The sequence below is a fragment of the Lawsonibacter asaccharolyticus genome (assembly GCF_022453915.1).
In the GTDB taxonomy this organism is placed as follows: Bacteria; Bacillota; Clostridia; order Oscillospirales; family Oscillospiraceae; genus Lawsonibacter; species Lawsonibacter asaccharolyticus.
Map to the genome: position 1 here is coordinate 1,686,403 of NZ_CP091870.1, position 21,870 is coordinate 1,708,272.

At 55.2% G+C, this 21,870-nt stretch carries 20 protein-coding genes and 1 pseudogene; 19 read left to right on the forward strand and 2 right to left on the reverse strand.

What is annotated here, in order from left to right:
* Nucleotides 1-98: 98 nt before the first annotated feature.
* The 19 genes and pseudogenes from L9O85_RS08120 to L9O85_RS08210 all read left to right on the forward strand — a co-directional run bounded on the left by L9O85_RS08120 (nt 99) and on the right by L9O85_RS08210 (nt 19,628).
* Nucleotides 99-767, forward strand: coding sequence for a hypothetical protein (locus tag L9O85_RS08120; protein ID WP_195494916.1), 669 nt, complete (start codon nt 99-101; stop codon nt 765-767).
* A 471-nt stretch (nt 768-1,238) separates the two neighbouring features.
* A complete protein-coding gene (locus tag L9O85_RS08125) occupies nt 1,239-1,646 on the forward strand; it encodes a hypothetical protein (protein ID WP_024725236.1) in 408 nt (135 codons plus the stop codon).
* A gap of 77 nt (nt 1,647-1,723) precedes the next feature.
* Nucleotides 1,724-2,050: a nucleotidyltransferase family protein gene (locus tag L9O85_RS08130; RefSeq protein WP_009261482.1), complete on the forward strand. Its 327-nt coding sequence runs from the start codon at nt 1,724-1,726 to the stop codon at nt 2,048-2,050.
* The gene (locus tag L9O85_RS08135; protein WP_009261481.1) at nt 2,037-2,393 is read left to right on the forward strand and encodes a HepT-like ribonuclease domain-containing protein; all 357 of its coding nucleotides are present in this window, start codon (nt 2,037-2,039) and stop codon (nt 2,391-2,393) included. The genes L9O85_RS08130 and L9O85_RS08135 overlap by 14 nt, the downstream gene beginning before the upstream one ends.
* 79 nt (nt 2,394-2,472) lie before the next feature.
* Nucleotides 2,473-4,530: a MobP3 family relaxase gene (gene mobP3 / locus L9O85_RS08140; protein WP_044942079.1), complete on the forward strand. Its 2,058-nt coding sequence runs from the start codon at nt 2,473-2,475 to the stop codon at nt 4,528-4,530.
* A 46-nt stretch (nt 4,531-4,576) separates the two neighbouring features.
* Entirely contained in the window at nt 4,577-5,992 is a 1,416-nt protein-coding gene (locus tag L9O85_RS08145) for a DUF3991 domain-containing protein (protein WP_301578377.1), read from the forward strand.
* Nucleotides 5,989-7,905, forward strand: a complete 1,917-nt coding sequence (locus L9O85_RS08150; protein ID WP_009261477.1) for a type IV secretory system conjugative DNA transfer family protein — start codon at nt 5,989-5,991, stop codon at nt 7,903-7,905. Before L9O85_RS08145 ends, L9O85_RS08150 begins: the two co-directional genes overlap by 4 nt.
* Before the next feature lie 11 nt (nt 7,906-7,916).
* Complete coding sequence (locus tag L9O85_RS08155) at nt 7,917-8,171, forward strand: helix-turn-helix domain-containing protein (RefSeq protein WP_009261476.1); 255 nt, start codon at nt 7,917-7,919, stop codon at nt 8,169-8,171.
* Nucleotides 8,172-8,828: 657 nt separating this feature from the next.
* A pseudogene (locus L9O85_RS08160) lies at nt 8,829-9,143 on the forward strand (type IV secretory system conjugative DNA transfer family protein); the annotation flags it as partial.
* An 11-nt stretch (nt 9,144-9,154) separates the two neighbouring features.
* Nucleotides 9,155-9,409, forward strand: a complete 255-nt coding sequence (locus L9O85_RS08165; RefSeq protein ID WP_044942083.1) for a helix-turn-helix domain-containing protein — start codon at nt 9,155-9,157, stop codon at nt 9,407-9,409.
* Between the two features lie 332 nt (nt 9,410-9,741).
* On the forward strand, nt 9,742-9,942 hold the full coding sequence (locus tag L9O85_RS08170; RefSeq protein WP_080744498.1) for a helix-turn-helix domain-containing protein: 201 nt from the start codon (nt 9,742-9,744) through the stop codon (nt 9,940-9,942).
* A gap of 42 nt (nt 9,943-9,984) precedes the next feature.
* Nucleotides 9,985-10,533 carry an RNA polymerase sigma factor gene (locus L9O85_RS08175; protein WP_044942085.1) on the forward strand — a complete coding sequence of 183 codons (549 nt, stop codon included), beginning with the start codon at nt 9,985-9,987 and terminating at the stop codon, nt 10,531-10,533.
* Entirely contained in the window at nt 10,520-10,888 is a 369-nt protein-coding gene (locus L9O85_RS08180; RefSeq protein ID WP_044942087.1) for a hypothetical protein, read from the forward strand. The genes L9O85_RS08175 and L9O85_RS08180 overlap by 14 nt, the downstream gene beginning before the upstream one ends.
* Entirely contained in the window at nt 10,866-11,498 is a 633-nt protein-coding gene (locus L9O85_RS08185; protein WP_346015841.1) for a histidine kinase, read from the forward strand. Before L9O85_RS08180 ends, L9O85_RS08185 begins: the two co-directional genes overlap by 23 nt.
* A complete protein-coding gene (locus tag L9O85_RS08190) occupies nt 11,495-12,118 on the forward strand; it encodes a PrsW family glutamic-type intramembrane protease (protein WP_044942091.1) in 624 nt (207 codons plus the stop codon). Before L9O85_RS08185 ends, L9O85_RS08190 begins: the two co-directional genes overlap by 4 nt.
* A 153-nt stretch (nt 12,119-12,271) precedes the next feature.
* Nucleotides 12,272-12,577 carry a hypothetical protein gene (locus L9O85_RS08195; RefSeq protein ID WP_055270819.1) on the forward strand — a complete coding sequence of 102 codons (306 nt, stop codon included), beginning with the start codon at nt 12,272-12,274 and terminating at the stop codon, nt 12,575-12,577.
* Between the two features lie 26 nt (nt 12,578-12,603).
* Nucleotides 12,604-18,915 carry an S-layer homology domain-containing protein gene (locus tag L9O85_RS08200; RefSeq protein WP_301578378.1) on the forward strand — a complete coding sequence of 2,104 codons (6,312 nt, stop codon included), beginning with the start codon at nt 12,604-12,606 and terminating at the stop codon, nt 18,913-18,915.
* Nucleotides 18,916-18,957: 42 nt separating this feature from the next.
* Complete coding sequence (locus tag L9O85_RS08205) at nt 18,958-19,140, forward strand: hypothetical protein (RefSeq protein WP_301578379.1); 183 nt, start codon at nt 18,958-18,960, stop codon at nt 19,138-19,140.
* 290 nt (nt 19,141-19,430) lie between these two features.
* Nucleotides 19,431-19,628 carry a hypothetical protein gene (locus tag L9O85_RS08210; protein WP_243280577.1) on the forward strand — a complete coding sequence of 66 codons (198 nt, stop codon included), beginning with the start codon at nt 19,431-19,433 and terminating at the stop codon, nt 19,626-19,628.
* 98 nt (nt 19,629-19,726) lie between these two features.
* Here the strand turns inward: L9O85_RS08210 and L9O85_RS08215 are convergent, their stop codons facing one another.
* Together L9O85_RS08215 and L9O85_RS08220 are read right to left on the reverse strand one after the other, a co-directional pair.
* Entirely contained in the window at nt 19,727-21,046 is a 1,320-nt protein-coding gene (locus tag L9O85_RS08215; protein ID WP_195494914.1) for a sensor histidine kinase, read from the reverse strand.
* On the reverse strand, nt 21,043-21,765 hold the full coding sequence (locus tag L9O85_RS08220) for a LytR/AlgR family response regulator transcription factor (RefSeq protein WP_195494913.1): 723 nt from the start codon (nt 21,763-21,765) through the stop codon (nt 21,043-21,045). The genes L9O85_RS08215 and L9O85_RS08220 overlap by 4 nt, the downstream gene beginning before the upstream one ends.
* Between the last annotated feature and the right edge of the window lie 105 nt (nt 21,766-21,870).

Sequence of the window (21,870 nt, forward strand, 5' to 3'; positions counted from 1 at the left end):
AGTTCGGTGGGTTTGCTGAATAGCTTTTCCGGCCGCAAAGGAGCATCGTGTTTGACAGCAGCACACACCACCAAACACGGAATGGAAAGGAAAAAATTATGAATACGAAAACGATCACCCCCATCCATGTGTGCGACCTCATCGCCCACGAAACCGTCTCGCTCCTCTCGGTTCTCGATGAGGACGCGGTCCCACCGGCCCAGTGGATGCGCGACGGCCTCGCGCTGTATGCCGCCGCCCATCAGCTGGAGGAGGAGACCGCGCGCCATCTGAATTGGATCGATGACGAGATCCAGCGTATCAGGCAGACAGCCACTGGGCAGGAGCTCATCCTGCTGATTGGGGATGAACAGTTTGTCCGCACAGCCGGACTCCCCATGCAGATCGAAGCGGTGCGGGAACTGCTCCACACCACCGCGCAGCTGGAGTCTGTGGAGAGCCGCACCGCCCTGCTGGAGCTGGCCAGGACCGTCACAGATCTGTGCGGCATGGAGGATGCCCTGACGGCCAACGGCGACGAGGCGGTCCACAGGATGGAGCAGGTATGGGAGCTCTTCCGGGGAGCGGTGTCGGCGGAACACGCGGAGCGCCGCCAAGCTCTGCTGGAGGAGGCGGACATCCAGATGGATGAGCTGTGCGGATGCCTGGACCCGGAGGCAGAGGTGGAGGACGGCAAGCAGCCTCTGACCTGGGAGGAACTGCGCTCTGAGCTGGAGGCTGTGGCCGGAGCACTGGAGGCGTCAGAGCAGGACGCTGTCCCCCGCTGATCTCACACTCACGGAGGCCGGAGCGAAAAGGCTCCGGCTCTTCTCATTCGCGCGGAGAACAGGAATACCAGCGCCGTGCGCCCTGCGCGGCTCTGTGTGCCGCTTCAACGGGAGGGGGGACCCCCTGTGCCACACACGCGAGGGAAAAGCCAGCGTTGAGGCTGTGTGCCGCAAGCACCCGCAACGCATGGAGGCCCAAATGGGCGGGTGGACCGGGGGGACGAAAAGTGTGCGGGATAAAGCCGTGTTATCACGGCCTCAGACACCGTCCCGCAATGCGGGCCGGGGATGCGGTTTCAGGGCGCTTTCAACCGCCTTTCCGCATCTTTTTGGAGGGACCGATGCTATCACTTTTTGAGCGGTGTTATCAAATCTGCTATCAGGCGGGCGGGAAATGTCGCAGTTCCAGCAGCTTCCACGGTTTCAAATGTGTTATCACGGCCAATTTTACGAAATGGAGGCTTCTTTTGAATGCCAGATGAAAAAATAAAATTCCTGATGCGGATCGATCCGGCCACAGACCGGAAGATCAAGGCGGCCATGCCGCTGGCCAACTGCCGGAGCCAGAACGAGTTCGTGGAGAAGGCGCTGCAGTTCTACTGTGACTATGTGGCCTCCCAGGATTGCTTCTCCGTTCTGCCCCCCATGCTCATCGCGGCACTCCGTGCGACCGTGCAGGGCAGTGAGAACCACATCTGCCGGTTGCTGTTCAAGCTGGCGGTAGAGATGGATATGATGATGAACGTCCTGGCCGCGGCCATGGAGATCCCGGAGGAACAGCTGAGAGAACTGCGGGGGCGCTGTATCCAGGAGGTGAAGAAGACCCACGGCATGATCTCTCTGGATGACGCCGTGGAGTATCAGAACGGCGGGGACTGAGCAGCCGGAAGATTATTGCCGTTGCGTTCTGGATATGATCATAGTATAATGAAGCCAGTCAAAGGGGGTGCTCCGGAATGATATACGCAGTGGATGAGATCGCCCGTATCGTAAGACCGATTGCGCAGCGGTATGGATTGCGCGCGGTGTACCTGTTCGGCTCCTACGCACGGGGTGCCGCCACAGAGGACAGCGACATCGATCTCCTGATCGATACCACAGGGACGAACATCAAGAGCCTGCTGCAAGTCGCGGCGGTCTACTGTGAATTGGAAGAAGCGCTGGGAAAGCCGGTGGATCTGGTCACTGTCAGCTCACTGGAACAGGAAGCGCGGATGCCAAGCGAGGAGAGCTTCCGAAAGGCAGTCTGGAAAGAAAAGGTGGATATCTATGTTGCAGCCTGACCGACAGCGGTTAGAACACATCCGCGATTATTGTATTGAGATCAAAAAGACGATCATCCGATATGGCGAATCCTTTGAGGCGTTCGATTCGGACGCCGATTACCAACGCTCGGTTTCTTTTTGCATTTTGCAGATCGGTGAATTGAGCGGAGGCCTTTCTGTCGAGTTCCGAAAGGCAACGGCAGACCGTATCCAATGGGGGCCCATCAAAGGGATGCGGAATCTGGTGGCGCACAGCTATGGCAGCATGAGCAGGGATATCATTTGGGAAACTGCTGTCACAGATATTCCAGTCCTTCAGGAGTTCTGTGAGCAACAGCTCATGGCGGAGGATCAGAAGTAAATCAGGACAGACTCTGAAACAGGGGCGGTTCGTTTGAACCGCCCTCTTATTTTTTGATAATAGATGGGAGTGAATGCCTGTGCCCCGCGTCATATTCAAGTGCCCCTACCTCAAGGGCGGCTCGGAGCGCGCCGCCTCCCATCTGCACAACTACGTCCGCTACATGGCCACCCGAGAGGGCGCCCAGCACATGGCGATAGGGCATGAACAGCTCCCTGCCACGGAGGAACAGCGGAAGATGGTGGCGCAGCTCCTCCGGGAGTTCCCGCTGAGCCGCGGTCTGTTCGAGTACGAGGACTACCAGACCGCTCCTACCCGCGGCAACGCTTCCGAGTTCATCACCCGCGCTCTGGAGGACAACTACGACCAGATCGCCAAGCGGGACAACTACGTCAGTTACATCGCCAGCCGCCCCCGCGCACAGCGCGCCGGAGCGCATGCCCTGTTCACCGGGTCGGATGCTCCGCTGGTGCTGTCCCAAATTGCGGCCGAGGTGGCCCATCACCCCGGCAACGTGTGGCTCCCCATTATCTCCTTGCGCCGGGAGGACGCGGCGAGACTGGGCTACGATGACGCGGGACAATGGAAGAACCTCATTGCCGGCTATGCCATGGAGATGGCCGAGGCTATGAAAATACCATGGGAGCAGTTCAGGTGGTACGCGGCGTTTCACGACCAGGGCCATCACCCTCACATCCACATGGTCTGTTACAGCGCGGACGGCAGGTCCGGGTATCTCACCAGAGAAGGGATCGCCCGGATCAAATCTGATCTGGCCAAGCGGATCTTCCATCAGGAACTCCACGAACTCTATGAGCGGCAGACTCAGCGGCGGGATGAGCTCACCCAGGAGGCCGGAGTGGTCATGGCTGAACTGGTTCAGCAGATGTGGGAGGGCACGCTGGATAATCCGAGGATCGAACAGTTCATGGAGCATCTGGCCGGAAAGCTGAAGAACCTATCCGGCAAAAAACAGTACGGCTACCTGAGAGCGCCACTGAAAGCAGTGGTAGATGAGATCGTGGATGAGTTGGCAAGGGACGAGCGAGTGGCGCGGGCATACGAACTGTGGTATGAACTCCGGGAGGAAGTGCTCAGAACCTACAGGGAAGACCTCCCTCCCCGGCTTCCCCTCTCCCGGCAGAAAGAGTTCAAGCGGATTCGAAATATGGTGATCGAGGAGGCTCTGCGGCTGGGATATGAGTCCACTGTGTTTGATCCAACAGCACCAGAGGAACCGCCGCTTGAACGGGACATAGCGGAAGCTGACAGAGAAGCATCCAAAGAGCCTGAGCTGTCTGTGGATATGGAACACATAGAGCCGGAAGAGACACGGAATCACAGAGGCAGGCCAAGCAACCCATACGCCCGGTATCGGTTGGCGAAAATCATACTCGCAGATCCTGCCGCGGAGCAAGAGCGGTTCAGGACCGCGCTGGAGTGGCTGACAGAGGCGGCGGAGGCGGGGCTGGTTCATGCTCAATATGAACTGGGAAAGATCTATCGGGATGGCCGGGGTGTGGAGAAAGACGCGCTGCTGGCGGCGGCATGGCTCACCAGGGCAGCGGAACAGGGCAGTGACGCAGCTTCCTATGCGCTGGGTGCCCTGCTCCTGACTGGCGGGGAGGGACTGGCGAAAGACATCCTGTCTGCGCTGAACTGGCTGAGGCGCTCGGCGGAGGACGGGAACCAGTATGCCCAGTACCGGCTGGGCAGGCTTCTGCTTCGTGGAGAAGATGCCCCCAGAGAGATCGAAGAAGCGGTCCGTTGGCTGACCGCCTCCGCGGAGCAGGGAAATCGGTACGCACAGTATGCCCTTGGAAAGCTCTATCTGATGGGAAAGGAAGTGCCGCGTGACCCGGAGGCCGCTGTCCGCTGGTTCACGCTCTCGGCGGCTCAGGGAAACGAATATGCCCAATACTTTTTGGATCACATGGACGAGGGCCTATCCATATTCTCCTGCGCCACCCGGCTCCTGCACCACTTGAGTGGGATCTTTCGAGAACAGAATTCGAGAGGACCCGGCAAGACCTTCGTGCTCACGGACCGCAAGCTCAGGCAGCGGATCCGGGAAAAGAAAATAGCCATGGGGCATAAGCCCGATGACCATGAGGATGCTGAGATCAGCATGAGGTGATGCCTCCTTATTCAGACCTTGAAAATCTTGGGAGGTGACCAACTATATGACCTATATCCATTTTACTGAGGAACAAAAATATCGTGCCAGCTGTGTGGATCTGGTGGAGTTCCTGCGGCGGCAGGGCGAGAAGCTCATCCGCTCCGGGCCGGAGTATCGTATGGCCAGCGACCACAGCGTCACCGTTCGGGGCAACGAATGGTACGACCACGCCTCCAAGGAGGGCGGCGGCCCCATCTCCTTTGTGCAGAATTATTGTGGACTCAGCTATCCGGAGGCGGTCACCCGTCTGCTGGACGGTGAGCAGGGCCGGATCTGTGAACCGGCGCCCAAGAAGAAGGAACCGAAAAAGGAATTCATCCAGCCGCCAGTGGGCCGGGAGATGCGGCGGCTGTACGCCTATCTCCTGAAAAAGCGCCTGATCGACCGGGAGGTGCTGAGTACCTTTGTCCGGGCCGGACTGGTCTATGAGGACGAGAAATATCACAACGCCGTGTTCATCGGGAAAGATGAGCACGGCGTTGTCCGTCATGCCCATAAACGGAGCACCAGCGACATGGGCAAGACCTTCCGCATCAATGTTGAGAGCAGCGATCCCAGATACAGTTTCCACTGGAACGGGACCAGCGACCGGCTCTATGTATTCGAGGCGCCCATTGACCTGCTCTCCTTTTTGACACTGTATCCAAAGGACTGGCAGCAGCACAGCTATGTGGCTCTGTGCGGCGTGGGAGAACAGGCGATGCTGTGGATGCTGGAGCAGGCGCCGGAGATCCGGCATCCCATCCTCTGCCTGGACCATGACGCGGCGGGCATCGAGGCCACGGGCCGCCTAAAGGAGATTCTGGCCGAACGGGGCTATGCTGAAACGGCGGTCCTCCAGTCCATCCATAAGGACTGGAATGAGGATGTGAAAGCCCGATGCGGACTGGAGACCCAGAGCGCGGAGGAACACCCCCAGCTCATGGCGGCGCCGGAGGTCTGTAAACGGGTCTGTGCCATGAGCACAGCGGTGAAGCTGGACCGGCTGAACATTGAAGTCCCGTGGCTGATCGAACAGTACCGCGCCCACCTGCACTGGGGCCGGTTCGATCAGGCCATGGACTGCATGGAACAGGCGTCGGCGCTGGCCGTTGCGGCCTGCCGCCGTGAGCTGCGGCAGCTGGGGATGGCGGCCACAGAGGAAGAACTGGCCGGATCACTGTGCGAACGGATCCGCCCCCACCGGAATCGGGGGAACTTGAAAAACCGCCACAGAGAGCTCGCCCCACAATTCCAGAGTGTCCTCGCCCTGGAAGATGCCGTGGGGCTCCGTACCCAAGAAGAGAAGAAAACTCTGGCGGGCAGATGGCTGGAGCTGGCCGCCGCCTTTGCGGGCGTCCCCATCCAATATGAGGCGGAGCAAATAAAACAGCGGGAAGCACAGCCAACGCTGAACATGGAACTGGGGGTGACCCTATGACAACGACAGAACTGCTCCCTCTGATCTTGCTGGGCGGCGGAGCATTCCTGCTCATCGGCGCGGCAGTACACTTCACAGGGGTTGGCTCTCTGAACAATATCAAGTCCAAGACCGTGGGTGACGGCCAGCACGGCACCGCCCGCTGGGCCACGAAGCAAGAGATCCAGAAGACTTACCGACATATCCCTTTCCGGCCGGATCTGTGGCGCAGGGGCGAGGATCTGCCTACTGCCCAGGGACTGGTTCTGGGCTGCGTGGGAGGCCGAGGTCTGAAAAAGCCTGGAAAACTGGCGGAAAAGGTTCGCTCTCTCTGGAGAGGGAAAGGAGCTCCGAGAAGGAAGCGTCCAAAGCAGAAACCGACAGCAAAACCGCTCTGGGCTATCGTGGATGTCGATGACATCCATTGCCTGATGATCGGCGCCTCCGGTGTGGGCAAAACGGCCTTCTTTCTCTACCCCAATCTCGAATATGCCTGCGCCAGCGGTATGAGCTTTCTGGCGCTGGATACCAAGGGAGACTTGGCCCGGAACTACGGGACCATTGCCTCCCGATGCTACGGCTATCAGGTGGCGGTCATCGATCTGCGCAACCCCACTCGCTCGGATGGATACAATCTGCTGACCCTCATCAACCACTACATGGATGTCTGTCGTGAGGATGAGAAGAACCTGGCCGCCCGCGCCAAGGCGGAGAAGTACGCCAAGATCCTTGCAAAGACCATCGTCAACCCGGAGGGGGACGCCTCTAACTACGGGCAGAACGCATTCTTTTATGACGCGGCAGAGGGCTTGCTCACCGCCGTTATCCTTTTGCTGGCAGAGTACCTGCCGCCCACAGACAAGGCCCCGCAGGAGCGGCGGCACATCGTCAGCGTGTTCAAACTGGTGCAGGATCTGCTGGCCCCCAGCAAGACCAAGGGGAAAACAAGCTTTCATATTCTCATGGATAAACTGCCGGACACCCATAAGGCACGGTGGTTTGCCGGCGCGGCCCTGACCACTGCGGAGCAGTCTATGAATTCCGTCATGTCCACCGTCCTGTCCCGCCTCAATGCCTTCCTGGATACGGAGCTTGAGCAGGTCCTCTGCTTTGACAGTGCCATCAACGCCGAGGATTTTGCCTCGAAGAAGTCCGCCATCTTTCTCATACTCCCGGAGGAGGACCCCAGCAAGAACTTTATGGCCGGCCTCATGATTCAAACGCTCTCCCGTGAGCTGTTCGCTGTGGCGGACGAGAATGGCGGGAAGCTGAAGAACCGGGTGGTCCTCTTCTGTGACGAGCTGGGCACCATGCCCGCCTTTGACATCCTGCCCCTGTTCTCGGCGGGACGCTCCCGAAAGCTGACTCTGGTCCCGATCATCCAATCCCTCGCCCAGCTGGAAAAGAACTATGGCCGTGAAGGAGCGGAGATCATTCAGGACAATGTGCAGGATACGATTTTTGGCGGCTTCGCCCCCAACTCCCAGACCGCCGAGGTGCTGTCCAAGGCGCTGGGCAGCCGCACCGTCATGAGCGGGTACATCAGCAAGGGGAAAAGCGACCCAAGCCAGACGATCCAGATGATGGAACGTCCCCTCATGACTCCTGACGAACTCAAGTCCATCCCCAAAGGTCACTTCATCGTCATGAAGACCGGCACCCACCCCATGCGGACCCGTCTGCGCCTGTTTCTGGAATGGGGGATCACCTTCGGGGATCCGTACAGCATCCCGGAGAAAACGGCCCGTCCCGTTGCCTATGCCAGCAAGCAGGAGCTGGAGCTTGCCATCATGCGCCGCCATCACGTGTGGATGCCTGCGGCAAGCGGCGCGGCGCCGGCATCCGGCAAGGCGGCAGCGGGGAGAGAGCCCTGCCCCAAAACCGGACAGCCCGGAGATGAGCCGCCAGATGGCCAGAAAAGCCTGCGTCCATGAGGATATCGTGTATGGCTTATTTTCAGAACATCTACCATTCCGACCTGAGCCACAGGGCCAGAGCGGTCTATATGTATCTCAAAGATCACGCAGACAGTGAGGGGCGGTGCTGGCCGGGGATCCGCACCATAGCCGCGGAGCTGGGCCTCTCCCGCTCCACAGTCAAGCGGGCGCTGGACGATCTCTACGGAGCTGGCTTGCTCACCAGAGAGCCGCGCTGGCGGGAAAATGGGAGTCACAGTTCCAATCTATACCGGTTGGTGTGAGTTCAAAATAAAAAGGTCCACCGCCAGGGGGAGATTTTGCCCTGACGGTGAACCGAGGGTAGGTTCATGATGAGCCAACCAGAAGGACATACTCTAAGGAGAGACTAAGACAGAAGAGAATCGAGAGAGGAATAGAAATTGCATCCAAAGATATTTTCACCAAGATCAAGTCCTCACTGCATACCAAGGCCAATTGCGGAGAATACCCGGGTGCCCTTGACCCCTACGGGTATCTGCGTAACACGCAGGACAAGTAAGGCTAATCGTCAATAAAGAAAATGCGTCCGCCATACGGCGTATCGTCGATATGAGTGCGGCTGAGATGGGCTCATGGAGCATCTGCACCGTTTTGGACAACGAGGGAATTCTCTCTCCATCCGAGTACAATCGGTTCCGCAGGCATAATCCCGACATGGACAGCAAGTTCGTGCGGAAACGTTTTTGGATCAAGATTATCTGCGGAACATCCTGCAAAGTCTGCAAATAAAAAGTCAATAGGGAAATGAAGAAAAATTGAGAAAAGAAAAAGGCCATGCCAAATGCTCCGGCCTGATAAGGGTATCACCGAAACCGTCCAGAGCAAAAGGAACTGCCACATCACCGTGGCAGTTCCTTTTTATATGCAAGTAATTTGGACAGGCAATGCCTGCTATTATTATCCCCAAAGGTCACTTCATCGTCATGAAAACCGGCACCCACCCCATGCGGACCCGGCTGCGGCTGTTCCTGGAATGGGGGATCACCTTCGGGGAGCCATACAGCATCCCAGAAAAAGCGGACCGCTCTGTGGCCTATGCCAATAAGCAGGAACTGGAGCTTGCCATCATGTGCCGACATGTGCGGATGCCCGCGGCAAGCGGCGCGGCGCCGGCATCCAACAAGGCGGATGCCAGACGGGGGCAGCAGGCCGATCCCTCAGCAGGCCATCACGGCCAGGAGCCACCTGATGGGCAGAAAAGCCTGCGCCCATGAGGATATCGTGTATGGCTTATTTTCAGAATATCTACCACTCCGACCTGAGCCACAGGGCCAGATCGGTCTATATGTATCTCAAAGATCGCGCCGACAGTGAGGGCCGGTGCTGGCCGGGGATCCGGACCATAGCCGCCGAACTGGGGTTCTCCCGCTCCACTGTCAAGCGGGCGCTGGACGATCTCTACGGAGCCGGCCTGCTTACCAGAGAGCCGCGCTGGCGGGAGAATGGGAGTCTCAGTTCCAATCTATACCGGCTGGTGTGAATTCAAAATAAAAAGGTCCACCGCCAGGGGGAGATTTTGCCCTGGTGGTGAACCGAGGGTAGGTCCATGATGGATCCACCAGAAGGACACACTCTATCACACCGCCTTTGAAAACGATAACCTTTGTTTCGCTTTCGCTTCTTATTATATACGAGACCCCGTAGATTTTCAAGATTTAAGCAGCCGGAAGAAAAGCCATATTTTTTTCTTCCTGCAGCCCATCTTGAAAATATGCTGATATTCGCATATAATATATACAGCAGATTTCAGACAGGATATATTGACAAAGCAAGCATGACACCTGATGTATCTTTGGGAAAGGCGGAGCGCGAATGAAAGGCTATCTATCCATAAAGGAAGCCGCCCGCAAGTGGGGGATTTCAGAGCGTTGGGTCAATCAATACTGCACAGACGGGCGTATTCCCGGTGCGGAGCGTTTTGGGCGGTCATGGGCAATTCCAGACACCGCCGAGAAGCCCACTGACCCGCGATCTAAGAAACATCGCCGGGATTGCAGAGAGACAAACCGCTGAGAAGTGTCTTTGTAAAGAAGATACGGCGAGGAAGTGAATGACATGATTTCCGATGAAGAATTATACAGACAATATATAAGCGGCGATGAAACAGGACTTGACGAATTGATGAAAAAATACGGCGACCCGCTGACCTTATACATAAACGGGTATCTGCATGACGTTCACGAAGCGGAGGACTTGATGATAGAGGCTTTTTCCTATCTGTTTACGAAAAAGCCACGCATCCGGGACGGTGGTTTTAAGGCTTACCTGTATAAAACGGCGCGGCACATGGCTTTGCGCCACAAAAGCAGACAGCGTCTTTCCTTCAATCTTGACGATCTGACTGAGGAACCGGACGGACAAATACTGGTAGAGGAGGTTGTCCAAACAAAGGAAAGAGATCAAATTTTGCATTTCTGCATGGACGAATTAAACCCAGATTACCGGGAGTCACTTTATCTGACCTATTTTGAAGGCATGAGCTACTTGCAGGCTGCCGAGGTCATGGGAAAAAGCGTAAAGCAGATCACCAATATGGTGTACCGGGGAAAAGAGCGTTTGCGCGGATTATTGGAACGGGAGGGGATCACAAATGTTGAGCCATGAGGAACGGATTGCAGAAGTAAAACGGCGTATCGCGGAAAAAGAGCATCAAAAAAGGCTGCGGCAGGCACGGATCGCCGCCGTTTCCGGCGTGGCAGCGTGTCTTGCGGTGATCGTAGGCGTTTCCCTGTTCATGCCCGGTATTGTGGAGCAAATCGAGCTGGGAACTTCCTCCGGCTTTGAAACAGCGGCAACGATGTTCGGCGGCAGCGCCGCGCTGGGATATATCGTTATCGGGCTGCTCGCCTTTGTTCTCGGCGTATGCGTGACGATTTTGTGTTTCCGAATCCGTCTGCTGAACAAAGAGGAACAGATGGAGGAGCAAAAGGGGGACAATGCGGATGGAACTTGTCAGTAACCTTTTGCAATTCATCGTTACCCTGCTGGGCTTTAGCCTAAGCGGAATCTGGTATCTGAAAAGCCGAAAACAGACGTATTTTCTGTTGACCTGCTTTTACGGCTGCTTTGCCCTCGGCTCTCTGTACTGGACGCTGTATCTGCTTTTATTCTCTGAAACGCCGCAGGTCTTTTATGTGTCGGAGTTCGGCTGGATGGCAAGCGTTATTTTTCTTTACATCCTGCAATACGCCCTTTCCTCTGCGGAGGAAAGGGGCTTTGCGACACGCAAAGCCCTGATTGCCCTCTTGGTCGGCGTTCCGCTGTGCGTGTTTTACTGCACCTTTGGGGACATCCTCTCCAATCTGCTCTGGTGCGGTATGATGATCGTTGTTTCCTATCATGCGATCCGGGGGCTTGCTTACGCCCGGACGCAGGCGGGAGCGGCGCGTGATATGCGATATTTCCATATTGGGGTACTGTGCTATGTGGCGGCAGAATATGCCCTCTGGACTTCCGGCTGCTTTTGGCCGGGAGATTCCATTTCCAGCCCCTATTGCTGGTTTGATCTTCTGCTGACGCCCTGTATCTTCGCTCTGCTGCCCGCTACAGGAAAGGCGGTGGAGGGATGACCTATATTGAAAATATTTTTATCTGTATGGCGTCGCCCCTGCTGATCGCCGCCCTGTGCATGGGAAAGCGGCAGACAAAGTTTTTCCTGTTTTGCCTTGCGGGAATAGGTGCGTGTCTGCTCTCCGCTTACATCAATACCTTTCTCGCCGCACTTTATGGGGCGGACACCTTTGGCGCAACTGCGGAGATCGCCCCGGTGGTGGAGGAAGTGATGAAGCTCCTGCCGCTGCTCTTTTACCTCTTGGTATTTGAGCCGAAAGCGGAACAGATCAAGATTGCCGCTGTGATCACCGCTCTTTCCTTTGCCACCTTTGAAAATGTCTGCTATCTGATCCAAAACGGGGCCGGACATTTTTCCTTTATTTTCTTCCGGGGCATTGGGACGGGAGCGATGCACGTCATCTGCGGGGCCATCGTCGGAGGAGGGCTTGCGTATGTGTGGCGGCGGACGTGGTTGAAGATTGCCGGAACCTGCGGCCTGCTGGGAGCGGCCATCACCTTTCATGCGATCTATAATCTGCTGATTGCCTACGGCGGCGCGGCGCAGTATATCGCCTATCTTCTGCCTGTGCTGATTCTGACAGTGGGAAAGCTGCTTGCCCGCCGTCTGACACCATAATGAAATAGATTTTTTCCTTTGGGAGCTGCCTTTGCGCGGCTCCCAAATTTTTTGAAAAAATATGATTTTGGGGTGAGAGTTTTTCCGCGTTTTTGTACCTATATAAATGAAAGGCTTTTTAAGCTGAGTTTTCAGAGAGGAGGTTTTGCGTGTATGTACGATACAGAAAAGCGTGTTGCGCTGGTAAAAAAGCGAATAGCGGAACACCGCCGCAGACAGGTGCGGCGGAGCATCCGCAGTCTGTCTGCCCTGTGCGTCCTGCTGTTCCTATCCCTTGTGGGAACGGTAGGGACGGTGCAGGGCCAGCCGATGGACACCGCAGGAATGTACGGCGCAATCTTGCTGCATGAGGGCGCGGGCGGATATGTGCTGGTGGCGGTGGCGGTGTTTACGCTGGCCGTGGTGATCACGGTCATCTGTATGCGACTGCATGAACGGGAGAGGCAAAAACAAAAATGAGAACGAAAAGATAAGGAGGACGCAATATGAAAAAATTCCTATCCCTGCTTTTGACCCTCTGCCTGCTGCTGGGCATCCTGCCCTCGCAGGCCCTCGCCTATGTGGGGGACATCCTGCCATCTACCGGCTCGACAGTGACGACGGAAACACGGGCCGATGGAACACTCGTCCTGCAAAATGACTATATCCGCGTGACGCTGAACAAGCATGATGGTTCCCTCACGACCTCCCCGGCTGCGACGGCGGACAGCGCAAACTCAATTGACAGGCAAAAACCATACTGTGAGTTCATCATTTATGGAAGTTATGGCTATGGTAAGGCGCATCCTGCAACACTTCGCCTAAAAAGCGCAGAATTTGTGGATACGACACCGAACGGAACGGCGAAGGCTATCAAGGCGGTGTATGATCTGACGGTCAATCTATCCGGGAAATCCGTTGCTGCGACGACTGCGGTTTACTATGAGCTTGTGCAGCTCAAGGAAAATGAAACGTCGGCAGACACATGGGGCGTGCTGACGTCCATTGATAACATAAAAATTAACAATAATAGAGATGACCTATTCGGTTCCTTGACTGGTGATATGGGAGTTATATGGGGCTATACCCTCGACGCCTTCAGCGGCATGGGCCATGCGAACGCCACCGACGGCCCTGCCATCAAAATGAGCCGCACTGTCTACAATTACGATGAGCAGGTAGAAATATCCACCGAAAGCTCCGTGCTCACGAGCAAGGTAGAAAATCTGGATACATGGCAATCTTTCTCACAGGGGACTGATTGGTGCTACAACTACATCACCGAGGTCTATGTGGACGGCTACACTTGGGCAAATCCTTTTGTGGGACTGTCGGGCTACTATGAGAATAAGACCATCAAAGCCTATCTGCCCGATACGGTCAGTGTCACGCCGGGCAATAACCCCAACAGCACCCGCGTGGAGTGCAGAAACGATATTGGTTACTATTTCAGCGATGGCGAGGACTATCCAAATTCACAGCGCTTCCTCTGGGGCTTCCGCAACCTGGCGAAAGGCGCAGAGGACGTTCCGTCAGAACCGGACAAGGTAGATATTTCCATTAACGCCCAGCGCTTAGCCGCCTTTGCAAACGGGAACGGCGGCGTAACGGTGGAATATGTGGCTGACGATGCGGCGCTGGACGCGCTGAAAAAGCAGTATGGAAACCCCGTCGCCCTCATCAGCGGCGAGTACGAGAGCAAAAACGGCGCGGAATTTACCTTTACCGGCGGGGCGGCGCTGCTCTCGCCCTCCGTGACGGCGACGTGGGACAAATCGAATGGCAAGCTCATCATCAAAAAGGATGGTACGATTGAGCATAGCGGCCTGAGCCTGAACGCGCCCAGCTTCAAGTTCTATCAGCCAAACAGCGGCAGCGGCAAGGACTTGGAAATCAAACTCACGCAGGACGGCTTTTCGTTTGAGATCGACCCCGGAAAGAACGATGCCGTGATCTATGTGGACATCCCCTATGCCACGGCGAAGCTGGAACAGGCCACCGCCGACGCGGCGGGAAATCTTGTGTTCAGCGGCGAGATCGGCTTCCAAACTGTTTTTGAGGGCGCGAGCTTTACCCTTGAGGAACTGGGCTACGGCTTAAATGAGAAAAATGAATTTACGGTCAACGGGGTTCACGCCACGGGCGAGTTTGACACGGCAAAAACGCTGTCACTGGAGCTTGCAAAGGTCGAGGGCGAGGTCAACACCTTTAAGGGCAAGGAAAAATACGCTTTCAGTCTGGAGTTAAATGCCTTTGACCTCTTTGAAACGGAGGCGGAGCTGGAACTGACACGTAGCCAAAAGGACGGCAGCCTGCTCCCCAACACACTGTATTTCTATGTCGCGGCCAGCCCCGGCATCCCCCTCATTCCGCCTGTGCCCGTTGGACAGCTCAACGGCGGCGGCGCGGGCTTCAGCAACCTGGCCGACACGGTAAACGGCGATTATTTTGCTATCCCACCTCTTAAACTGCGTGGTACGCTGAAAGGCACCTATCTTCATCTCATTGAGGGCAAGGGCGACGTTGTTATCGGCCCCAGCGAGATTTCCCTCACGGCAAGCGATGTAGGTATCGTTGGCACGAACGCCTCGATTATCGACAGTTTCGGATATTCCCTCAAGCTAAACGGGCAGGAGCGGACTTATAACGGAACGGACTACACGGGCATCTACTTTGTCGGCTCCGAAGCCCTTGAGCTGGATCTGCCGAACACCGAAATAGATGTGTTTATCCTGGATACCTCCATCGAGCTAGGCGCGTTTGGCGGCACGGGTACGAAAAATGATAAACAGCATTTGTATCTCGCCATCGGCGCCAACGCTGTTGTCAAAAGCAAAGTGCAGGTCCCAAGCGATGTGCCTGTGATCGGCGGTTGGAAGCTTGGCAGTTGGGACGTTGACCTCATTGTGGGCGGACAGACGGAGTTCCCGATTAAGGATGTCAGCGTTGACGAGGGCATGAAGCAGGCATTCAGCAATATCGACGTGTACCTCGGCGCGATGACCGGCGTGTATGCCGGAATCATCGACGCGCGGCTGTGGGTGCTTGTGCCGAATATCGTGGAGACCAACTTCCGCAGGGGTGGCGGCTGGGATGTGGAAACCAAGTGGTTTGGCAGACTACCCGAATGGGATTGGTCGGAAAAAGGCGTTGAGCCAGTGGCGCAGGCTATGTCTTTGGAAGATAGCGAAGATACCGTCCTGATGAGCAGTCCGAGCCCCACTGAACAAGCTGCGTCTTTGGAAGCTGTTGGGGAATCTACCCCGACAAGCAATACGAACTCAACCGAGCCGGCTGCGTCTTTGGAAGATACCGGGGAGTCTGTCCCTGCAAACAGTACGAACTCAACCGAGCAAACTGCGCCTATGGAAGATGCCGGGGAGTCTGGTCCTGCAAACAGTACGAACTCAACCGAACAAGCTGCATCTTCGGAAGATACCGGGGAGTCTGCCCCAACAAGCAATATGAACTCAACCGAGCCGGCTGCGTCTTTGGAAGATACCGGGGAGTCTGTCCCTGCAAACAGTACGAACTCAACCGAGCAAACTGCGCCTATGGAAGATGCCGGGGAGTCTGTCCCTGCAAACAGTACGAGCTCAACCGAACAAGCTGCGTCTTCGGAAGATACCGGGGAGTCTGTCCCTGCAAACAGTACGAACTCAACTGAAATTACGGTCAGCGCCGACACAGACGAAACGCCGTACATTCTGCTGGCGTTTGAGAACACCGTCACCGAAGAGCAAATAAAAAACAGCCTGTCTGTTACGAAGCAAAACAGCAGCGACAAACTCGAAATCCATTGGGTGAACTATGACACAGAAAACAGCGAAGATGGGCAAATCGATGAAAACAAGGACATCAACGCGACCACCGACATCATACATAACAAGACGGACAATAAGGACTACCGCGTGGCGATCCTGCGGCTGAAAGATGCCGGAACCTATCAGGTCAACACGGGTTCACTTTCGCTTGACACGCAGAAATCCCAGGGCGTTTCCATTGCTCCGTTTGAAGAACTGGAGTTGACTTTGAACAATCAGCAGGTGTCCGGTGAGATCAAATACGCCGAGGAAAACACAAAGTATGTGCTTCGCACCTATTTTGCCAAAGAAAAGGGCGGCGCGGATTATCTGATCGACGAGCAGGAGATAACGAACAGCTCCAGCATCTCGGTCAATATTCCCTCCATGGGTGCGCTGGCCCCGTCGGGCGAATATTATGTGACCTCTTTCCTGATGACAGAAAAAAGCGTGGAAAGCATCGACGAGAACGGCGAAAAGGAAACCCTGACCGGCCTTGTCGCCATCGACCATCAGCAGTTTAATACTCGGGTAAGCTATCAGAACCAAAACCAGCCGACCGCACCCCAAACTGTTACGCTGGAGCTGGCCGGAAACGAGATCATGACGGCGACATGGGGTGCCGTGACTGATGCCGACGGCTACGCCGTGACGATTTATCAGAAAGACGGCAACGACTGGATCGACACCGGCTTTGGTTACGACCTCGATAAAGAAACGACCTCCATCAATATGGCGCTGACTGTGGGTGGAGAAGAAACAACAAAGTCTAAAAACCTGTCTGCAAACGAGACTTACAAGGTGGGCGTTAGTGCCTATAAAACCATCGAGGGCGGCAAGTATTACAGCGCGGAAACCGAGTCTGCGGAGAATGGTGTGTATCTGCCTGAATATACGCCGCTGGATATGATGCTCTTCGTGAATGGAACGACCTGCACAGCCGATGAACATGGCGTATATCGCGCCTATGTGGACGGCAAGGACGATGTGCTGACGGTAAGCTGCACGACCGAGAACGTCACCTACAAAGTCACAAGAATGGACAAGACTAGCGACAACGAGATTTCGACGGATTCTGACGGCGCTTATCCAATTCCCAACTTTGAGGGCAACCTGATGTTCAAAATCGACGGCATTTCCGAGATTGAGAACAGCACCGCAAAGGATGTGACCAGCGTATTCCTGTTGGTGAGCGTGGACAAAACAGCACCCATGCTGACGCTCTCCGATCCGGTATTCTATGCCGATATGACCACGGGTGCGTATCAGATCACCGGCACAGCGGATGCGGGAAGCAAAATCATTTACGGAGATGATGGTGCATCGGTCAATGCAGGCAGCGACGGAACCTTTACCATTCCCGGTACGCTGGATGAAAACAGCGGTGTTCTCTCCCTCTGCGCACAGGACAGCGCAGGGAACAAATCCACATCGCGGTTTGCGCTGATTACGAAGCAAAACACCGCTACCGAGTTCATCGTCACCTTTGACGGAAACGGCGGTATGCCCTCTGTCGGCAGCATGACCACCACCAATCAGAAGCTGACCTCTCTGCCCAGCGCATCTCAAAGCAAGCACAGCTTCGACGGCTGGTACACCGAAAAGAGCGGCGGCACAAAGATCACGACGGATACCGTATTCCATGCAGATACCATCGTCTACGCTCACTGGACGTACACCGGCGGCGGTGGAGGTTCCTCCTCCGGCGGCTCATCTTCCAATGATGGGGAGGGTTCCGTTAACAACGATGCCACCATCATCCAACGCCCCGATGTGAACGAACCCAATGTCCCCACCACGGCGCAGAGTGAGAAGGTCAAGACAGACGCTAAGGGCAATGTGACCATTACCAATCCCATGGTGTCGGATGCCATCAAGGCTGCAAAGGATGATGCGAAAAAGCATGGTAATCAGAAAAATGGTGTTGCGGTGGAAGTCCCTGTGGAGATTGATAAGAAGCTGGACGGTCTACAAATCACGCTGAAAGCGGATGCACTGGATACTTTGGTGAAGGAAAATGTCAAGCGCTTCACCATCGATACAGACCGGATGACCGATTTCGGCTTCACCTTGGATACCCTCAAGGAGCTGAACCGCCAGACCAGCGGCGACATTATCTTGAAGGTGAAGAAAACTACCGTTTCCTCTATTGAGGCAAAGGCGACTATCGGAAATCGCCCCGTTTATGACATCTCCCTGTGGGAAGTCAAAAACGGCAAGGAAACCAAGCTGAGCAACCTGAATGGAAAGACTATCAGCATTGCCATTCCGTACACACCGGCAAAGAACGAGCAGACCGGCAACCTCTATGCGGTTTCTGTGGATGGAAATGGTAAGCCCCAGTGGATCACCAAGTCCAACTATGATGCCGACCAGAAGGCAGTCATCTTTGAGCTGACACAGCCCGGTGTTTACGGCGTGGGCTATGATGCTAAAATGCCAGCCTTTACCGACATCGAAAACCACTGGGCTAAGGATAACATTCTCTTTGTGGTCAGCCGTGGGTTGCTGAATGGCACCAGCGAAACCACATTCAGCCCCAATACCGGCATGACCCGAGGGATGTTTGTCACCGCTCTTGGACGGCTGGCGGGTGTTGATCCTGCTGATTACCAGAGTGGCAAATTCACCGATGTGAAAGCCGATGCCTACTATGCACCGTATGTCAACTGGGCGGCAAAGACCGGTATCGTCAGCGGAACAACAGACACCACCTTCGCCCCGGATACCAACATCAACCGGGAGCAGATGGCGGTCATTATGAAGAACTACGCTGTCAAGCTGGGCTACACAGTTCCGAAAGCCCTGGAAGCCGTGACCTTTGCGGACAACGCAAGCATTTCTTCCTGGGCAAAGGAGGCAGTTAAGTCCATGCAGCAGGCGGGCATCCTGGCGGGCAAGACGAACAATCGCTTTGACCCTGCAGGAACCGCCACCAGAGCCGAAGTCGCCACCGTCCTGCGGCGGTTTGTGGAAATCGTCATTGACCCGCAGACCGCAAACGGCTGGCAGTAGAATGACAGCGGCCAGTGGAGCTATTACAGAAATGGGAAGCCAGTGAAGGGCTGGCTCTCCGATGACCAGAAGTGGTACTGGCTGGATAAGACGACCGGAACGATGTTTGCCGGCGGCTGGAAGCAGATTGACGGCAAGCAGTATTACTTCTATGCCGATGGTTCTATGGCGGTAAATACCGTCATAGACGGCAAGACCATCGGTGCGGATGGAGCCAGAAAGTAGTTATTCTACCTGCAAACCAAGAATTAAAACAGGAGGGGCATTCCAAACGACACGGCTCTGCTGGAATGCCCCTTCTACAATAAAAGACTGTTTGCCCGTATAACAGCGGACAAAAACAAACGCGGTCGGGTATACGAATACCCAGCCGCGTTTATTCTTACTATGCATTTTGCGGGGGTGGATCTATAACGAAACATCTTAATAATATTCTTATTTGCCGAAAAAAGGGGGTGAATTTACGAGCAGTGTCATATCAGGTAAGCACGTCCTTCTGATCATATCTCATGAGAATGAGCCTCGATTGGATCAGCGGATATGTGTCGTATCGCAGCAACCGCATAGAAAAACAGGGATGGCGTATCTCCGCCCACTCCGCCATAGAGACTCAGCGGTTCTACCGCTCTCTGGGCTGTGTAGATGCGGCCCAGCCCCTGCAAAAGCATGTAGAGGCCGAACCGTTCGACTGCCAGCTGGAATACAGACTGTAAAAGCACGAGCTGCATGGAAGTAAAACATAAGCTCCCCCGGAAGGCAAACGCTTTCCAGGGGAGCTTTGTGGTTACTTGGGAGTAGTATGTATTTCCACTTATCCACAGAGCATGACTTTGGCGGAGAAAGCGCCATTCTGATGGGTAAACGTACTTGTTCCGCCGTTTTTTTCCGCAATATGGTTGACAGCCTGGATACCAATTCCGCTTTCTTTTCGCTTTGATGAGAGGAAAACGCCATTTTTTTCGTTGACTTTACCGTCAAATGCATTTACGACCTCGATCAGAAGAAGCCTCTTGGCATGCACATATGCTGTTATTTCGATTTGCCGGCGGGCGGGTGCGGTGCGAAGGCTGGCTTCCAGCGCATTTTCCAGTAGATTGGATAAGATCAGGCACATATCGACCTCATCGATCGGAAGCGATTCCGGCAGATCGAGCTTGGTGCGGAAGGGAATGTCCTCGCGCTTTGCAAGAGCGCAGTAATAGCCGACAACACTGTCCGCCGTACGGTTTTCACAGAAGCACATATCGAGATTCGGGATGCGGGAGACAGTTTTTGCAAGGTAGCTTTTCAAGTCCTCCAGTTCACCAGCCTCGGCCAGCGCAGAAATATGATTTAATTGATGGCGCATATCGTGCCGCGCCTGCCGGGCCTCTTCGATGGCGGTTTTAAGGCTCTCATAGCGCTGCTGCTGCATGGAAAGCAGCTGGTTTTCCTGCTGTAATCTTGCGTTGCGGTTGAGGCTGTTCGCCATCAGAAGGAAAATCGTGTTGAACCAGAGAAGCAGCACCAGAAGCGCGATGCTGAGCACAATGTAACCCTGCAGGACCCTTCCTGTCTGAAGTGTTGTCTGGTAACGCGGGATCATGAACAGATTTAGAAGGATGAACACCAACGGTAAAACCCAGAACACATACCATGTCTGTGCAAAATTGTCGTCCTCGACCATCGCACGCACCGCATGGGTCGACGGATAGGATGCCGCCAGCACAAAAACCCAGCAAACTGCGTTATAAAAAACGCAGGCAGCAAAGCAGAACCATGGCCCATCCGGCGGCAGCTGCATATGCAGGACAATCGCCGCGCTGACGGCTCTGGAAAGGCTATTCAGGCAGGCAAATACCGCGCAGATCGACAGCGCGATCGTTCCGGATTTCCAGAGGGATATCCGGAGCGTTCTGGTATACAGAACAATCGCAAGCAGCGTGATACCCGCAAGGACAAAAACAGTGGAAATGCGAAGCCGATAGCAGACGAGCCCGCCGCCGACGCCCAGGCCCGCCATCAGCGGCAGAAGCCAGGCGGCAAGGTTTCTTGGTGACTGCTTCAGATAGGATTTTACAGGGAAATATGCAAGCAAAAGGCCAGGGAGTGCGACGAACAGTTCCAGCATCGGACGCAGAATATCTTTCATCTCATACGCTCCCCTTGCAGCAGAAATTCCATAAACGCCTGCCGGGCAGGCTTCAAAAGTTCCTGGTTGACATAGACACGGCTGCCGTCGGTCATACAGAAGGCGGCATCCCGAAAATCAGCGGCGTGCTCTAAATTGACGATCACACCGCGGCCGCAGACGAAAAAGCGCGGATCTTTTTTAAGCGGCTCGGTGAACGCCTTGAAGCTTTGGCGCGTGGCCAGCGTTTTTCCGGCGGTGGTGCGGATGTTGATTCTATGAGCAAAATGCTCGGCGGAAATAATGTCCCGATAGCGAAGACGAATGTCGCTGCCGCTGACTTTCACAGTCAGAACCGGCTCAGGACGCGGCAGTTTTGCAAGCATTTCGGTAAGCAAACCGGAGAGTTCTTCCTCGGAAAAGGGCTTCACGAGATAGTGAAGTGCCCGTACCTGAAAGCCTTCGAGCGCGTGATCGGTAGATGTCGTGGTGAAGATCAGAAGGCAGTCTGTGTCCGTCTTTCGAAGCTCCTTCGCCGCGTCCATGCCGCTTAAGCCCTCCATGTAAATATCGAGAAACGCGGCCGAAAAGCGCCGCTCTTTTTCTGCCGCGAGAAAAGCCTCGCCGCTTTCAAATCCCAAAATATCCGCTTCCGCACCGCGAAGCGCCAGCTGCTGCGATAAGCGTTCTTTCAGCAGTGCGCGTTCGGTCTTGAGATCATCCACAATTGCAATCCTCATGCTGACCTACTCCTCCCCTCCGTAAAAAACTCCGGTATGATTATATCACAGATGTCCTGCCCCGGCACACCAGCAAAGCCAGATTTCGTGTCGGAAACGGGGCTT